The 4,564-nt window shown below is 47.5% G+C and carries 5 protein-coding genes; 3 read left to right on the top strand and 2 right to left on the bottom strand.

Features of this window, described 5'->3' with window-relative positions; all coding sequences use genetic code 11:
- Positions 1-267: 267 nt before the first annotated feature.
- Together R6U67_RS09965 and R6U67_RS09960 are read left to right on the top strand one after the other, a co-directional pair.
- A complete protein-coding gene (locus R6U67_RS09965) occupies positions 268-2,355 on the top strand; it encodes an NACHT domain-containing protein (RefSeq protein ID WP_410252397.1) in 2,088 nt (695 codons plus the stop codon).
- 301 nt (positions 2,356-2,656) lie between these two features.
- Positions 2,657-3,049: an S-layer homology domain-containing protein gene (locus R6U67_RS09960; RefSeq protein WP_410252396.1), complete on the top strand. Its 393-nt coding sequence runs from the start codon at positions 2,657-2,659 to the stop codon at positions 3,047-3,049.
- A gap of 63 nt (positions 3,050-3,112) precedes the next feature.
- On the opposite strand, the gene R6U67_RS09955 is transcribed toward R6U67_RS09960, so the two are convergent.
- Together R6U67_RS09955 and R6U67_RS09950 are read right to left on the bottom strand one after the other, a co-directional pair.
- On the bottom strand, positions 3,113-3,769 hold the full coding sequence (locus R6U67_RS09955) for a hypothetical protein (protein ID WP_410252395.1): 657 nt from the start codon (positions 3,767-3,769) through the stop codon (positions 3,113-3,115).
- A gap of 167 nt (positions 3,770-3,936) precedes the next feature.
- Positions 3,937-4,188 carry a ribbon-helix-helix domain-containing protein gene (locus R6U67_RS09950; protein WP_410252394.1) on the bottom strand — a complete coding sequence of 84 codons (252 nt, stop codon included), beginning with the start codon at positions 4,186-4,188 and terminating at the stop codon, positions 3,937-3,939.
- Between the two features lie 157 nt (positions 4,189-4,345).
- On the opposite strand from R6U67_RS09950, the gene R6U67_RS09945 reads away from it, so the two are divergent.
- A partial coding sequence (locus R6U67_RS09945) for a hypothetical protein (RefSeq protein ID WP_410252393.1) occupies positions 4,346-4,564 on the top strand: 219 nt, incomplete at its 3' end.

Here is a 4,564-nt window from a genome sequence, read left to right as displayed (position 1 = left end):
TTCCAGGTATCATTTGCCAGTTGTGGCGTGATGACGATTGAAAGGAACCCACCCCGAACCCCTCCTGGGAGGGGATGGCTGTTCACCCTCTCCCTCTATCGAATATCCGGCAAGGTTGTCATGAAATTACATAACATATTATTAAAACTTGTTTAACTTTGACCCTATGTTTATTGGCATGAACTAAGATGAGTCCATAGTCAGATAAAGTCAATAATTGACTTCAGTCCTGGCGGGATAACCTAACGACCCCTCATTTCAGTCGTCATGACCCCGGACCCACTTCAACTCCTACAACTTCTTCTGACCGCCCTCTTAGCCTTGATTGGCGGATTAGTCATCAACGCCTTGTTTCAAGCGCGTTTGACCCGAAAGCAAAAAATTACTCAACTCACAATTGGCGTTATTGATGGAATCGCCATCGCGTTGCTGAACTCCCTGAATGAGACTCACTTGGCCGAACAGACTTTTTATGGCTATGGAGTTCTCGCCTTTAGTTGGGGCTTCTCCATCATCGCCTTGGGGCAATTCTCCTATATTTTTAGCCAATTAACAAAACCCGAGCGGGACATCTCACGGCGTAAGCAGCTACTGGAGATGATTACGGTGGAAGTGAAACAACGCCTCCCACAGCCCGAATCGGTTGAGGCGCAACCTTCGGGGAGAGACTTACAGCCGAACCTCCAGGTCAACATAGCAGACCAGACTCACCAGTTAGACCGTTCACTTGCGGAGTTGTTTCCTCAGGTGGATGGAAAACTGCTAATTCTAGGGGAACCGGGAAGTGGGAAGACAACGGAACTGCTGACGTTAGCCGATGTCCTCTGTCAAGATGCCAAAACCAATCCCGAGGCGGCGATTCCCGTCATTTTTGAACGATCCGAATGGCAACCCTCCTCTGGGAGTCTCAAGGATTGGATGGTGAAACAACTCCACCTCAACTATGGGTTAGACCCTAAACTGAGTCGGGAATGGCTCAACCATAACCGTATTCTACCCCTCTTGGATGGTTTAGATCGCGATCGCGAGACGATGGCTGAGGCGATTCTTGCTATTAATGAACGGTTGGGGGACAAGGAACAACCGTCTCAACCGGTGGTGGTCTGTTGTCGAACCCAAGACTATCAGAGATGTCAGGAGAGATTGCATCTAAATACCGCTGTTTGTCTGCAACCGCTCACCCATCAGCAAATTCAGGAGTATTTGCAAAACAGCTTTGACCAACCCGGTTATGAGAAATTTGTGCAGACCTTGAAACAGGACCAGCCGGGCCTGTTAACGTTAGCCAGAACACCTTTGGGGTTACACTTAATGCCAAAGGCGTATCCAGATGCTGTCGTTCCTAAGCTAGAGGGGGAGTCTCAGGAAGTTGATAACCCGCCCAATAGACGGCTGGGTCAGCTTTTTGACGCCTATATTGAGCAATGTCTAGGCGCGTCGAATGAGTCGGATTATCAACCATCGGAAACGCGACGATATCTAACTTGGTTGGCCAACACCTTACAACGAGAAGGACAGACAGATTTTGGGATTGAAGGAGTGCAGCCCTCTTGGTTGGAAAAATCTCAGCAACGATTTGCTTTGAAATTGGTGTCTTCGCTCCTAATAGCCCTGATTTGGGGACTGCTTTTCGGGGGGATTTATGCGCTGATAGAAGGGGATATAAATACCGTGATGCCAGTGATAATTGGCATCCTGAGTGCAGCCATCGTTATCGAATTATTTAACCCAGATAATACCATCAAGTTTCACAATTTTTATAATATAAACGTTTCAAATATAAAAGCGAAAAATGGTTCCAAAATAATTGGTTCTCTGATGTTTGGACTGATAGGAGGTGGATTACTGGGCCTACTATTCGGATTGCTTGGAAGACTGATATTAGGCTTACTATTCGGGTTGCTATTTGGGCTGCTCTTCGGGCTAGTTTACGGGCTTATCCTTGGGTTTCAAGCAGACGTTAACGTTGAACGAAACCACAATAAAACCGTTAAAAAATCTCTAAAAACTATGGCTATTGTTTTTTTAGTCAGCAGTCCCATTTGGGTGATTGGTTTTTTTGTCAACCACTCCATCCTGGAACTTTCAGGAGGAACTTCAGCGTTCACTGAACCTAGAGGATCTGTGGGTTGGGGTCTAATTTTTGGTCTATGGATGGGTTTATATTTTGGGCGGTTCGAGGAACTCCTTAAGCATGGAATCTTGAGATTCATGTTGTACCGTCAGGGGGCGATTCCCTGGAATTATGCTCACTTCCTAGAGGAAGCAAGTCAGCGTGGTCTCCTCAAGCAATTTGGAGGGCGATTTCGCTTCTATCATGAGTTGCTGCGAGACCATTTAGCCGGGACGTTATAAGACAATTTCCTATTCTAAACAGTTGTACCAGAGATGGCTGTAGGGGCGAACGGTGTTCAGCGAGCGATAGTCGAGGTGGTGCTGTTCGCCCTTCCACAGCATTAAAGATATGCAAATATTCTTAATAAATTTCCAACTGTTTTTTGTCATCTCTTGTACTCGCAAGACTCGTGTAACTGTAGATGACATTCTATTAAGCTGCATTGCATTTTGACCATAAATTGAGTTGAATCGGCTAGAATCGAAGCCAAATTAAGTCTAGGCAAAACCGATTCACCTATTGATGGAGTGACCTATAATCATGCTAAAATCCTTTATGAGACTGCCATTTTTCCTGAAGACAGCGTTGATGGCTGGTTTGGCGATCGCTGTGGTTGTTTTGTCTCCTCTGAATATTCAAGTGTCCTGGGGCGAGACTCCAGCGAACTCGACACCTCCCTCTGATATCGCCTCAGTCTCCTCTCCCACCCCCCAGGACCCCGGAAACCTGGCACAAGTCACATCCGTATCGGAGTTTTACGACGTTCAACCCACTGATTCCTACTTTCAATCTCTCCAGAGTTTAGTGGAACGCTATGGATGTATTCGTCCCATGTCAGATGGGAGTTTTGGAGGACGTCAAACGATGACGCGAGGTCAGTTTGTAGTTGACCTGAACGACTGCTTAGACAGCATTACGAGCATGATGAGGTAATAATTCCCATTGGGTCATCATCTAACCTCGATGGAGTTTGCGGGCGAACCGCCGGGACGACCGTTAATTCCCATCCACTCGATACCAGAGGGCCAGTCCACCGCCTCGTCCTCGGGCTGCGATCGCCGTCGGACTAATATAAAAGTAGTTAAAAAAGGCCTGTCGGGCGATCGCCGTCTCATCAAATACCGCCTCTCGTTGCGCCCCTCCGCGCACGAACCCATCAAAAAGGCTAATTCCATAGATTTGCGCGTGCAGGCGGGTAAAATCGAACGCTAGAAGGCGGTTTGCCCGTTTTGCCCCTGGGGTACTCCCCCCCTTTTGCCAAGCGACTGGGCCGGTTACCGTCAAGGTTAACCCTAAAACCTGCACCCGATTCTCCACTCGTCCCCCCTCCCCAGAATGAGGCGGAGTCGGCATCTCCTCATCCCGAGGTTGATACCGAATGCGGATTCCCAGAAATCGCGGCAGATAGCGACCCGCCCCCAGCAGGCCCCCCGCCTTTTTACGAGAGCGTTGGGTTCCCGTAATCCAACCCAATTGCCAGTCCCCCATCAACGCCTCAAAGTCCGGTGCAGGGGCGTTTTTTTGTGCCTGTTTTTTGGTCTGTTTTTCCGCAGTTAACAGAGCATCCCGCAAGGCTTCCGAGGGGGGTCGCTTAACACCTCCTTCTCGTAACGATAAAGCCGCTGTCTCAATAACTTCTAAGTAATCAGTCATTTTTATTAAGTATTTTGGTCACAAAAATTACTGTCTTCTGGGTTTAGGGTAATAAGGATAATTTATAGCAGATTCCATCCGTTGCGGTAGGGGCGAAAAATTTTTCGCCCCTACAATTTGGTATCCCATGCAACAAATCATAGCGTATATCATGAGCACTCCAAAAATTACTGTGGATAACGGCTTATCTCCTCACGAGGAAATGACAAAAACTGCATCTTGGCCATCACTGGGTCAACCTCAGAAGACTCTCGGGAGTAAACCTCATTTAACTTGAGTAAAATTTGCTCATTCTTATATTTCTTAAAATAGTCCTCTAAGGCTTTTTGATAAAGCTCACTGCGCGATAGTCCTAACTGTTGAGCCAGGGCTTCTGCTTGTTCAAACACTGAATCCGGAATAGAAATTGCCGTTTTCATCGCCACTTGATTGGTAGTATTTGCTCTTTCGTTATACCTCAGTTATACCAGACTGGCAAGAACCATCATCTTTTATAGCAATCCGTTGTCGCCAGGTGTTGGCCTGCTCTAAACTCTGCTCTAAACTAAGGTATCCACACCCGGACAATTCCCGACGATGGCTCAACTTCCTAAACCGGTTCAAGTTCTCGTTCAGTGGTTTCCCTCCGGGTTGTTTGGAGGCTTAGCCGTTCATTCCGCCGCAGCCGGAAATATACGAGCTGCCCTTATATCAACGCTCATTGCGGCTGGGTGGTTTGTCTTGGCCAGTTCCACCAAAGTCTTCATCGAAAGGATAAATGCAGGGCTGAACGAACGGGTAATACGCACAGCAGAC

The organism is Sodalinema sp., assembly GCF_046483825.1.
Classification (GTDB): Bacteria; Cyanobacteriota; Cyanobacteriia; order Cyanobacteriales; family Geitlerinemataceae; genus Sodalinema.
Note: the sequence above shows the minus strand (reverse complement) of the source record. Positions and strands in the feature narration are given on the sequence as shown.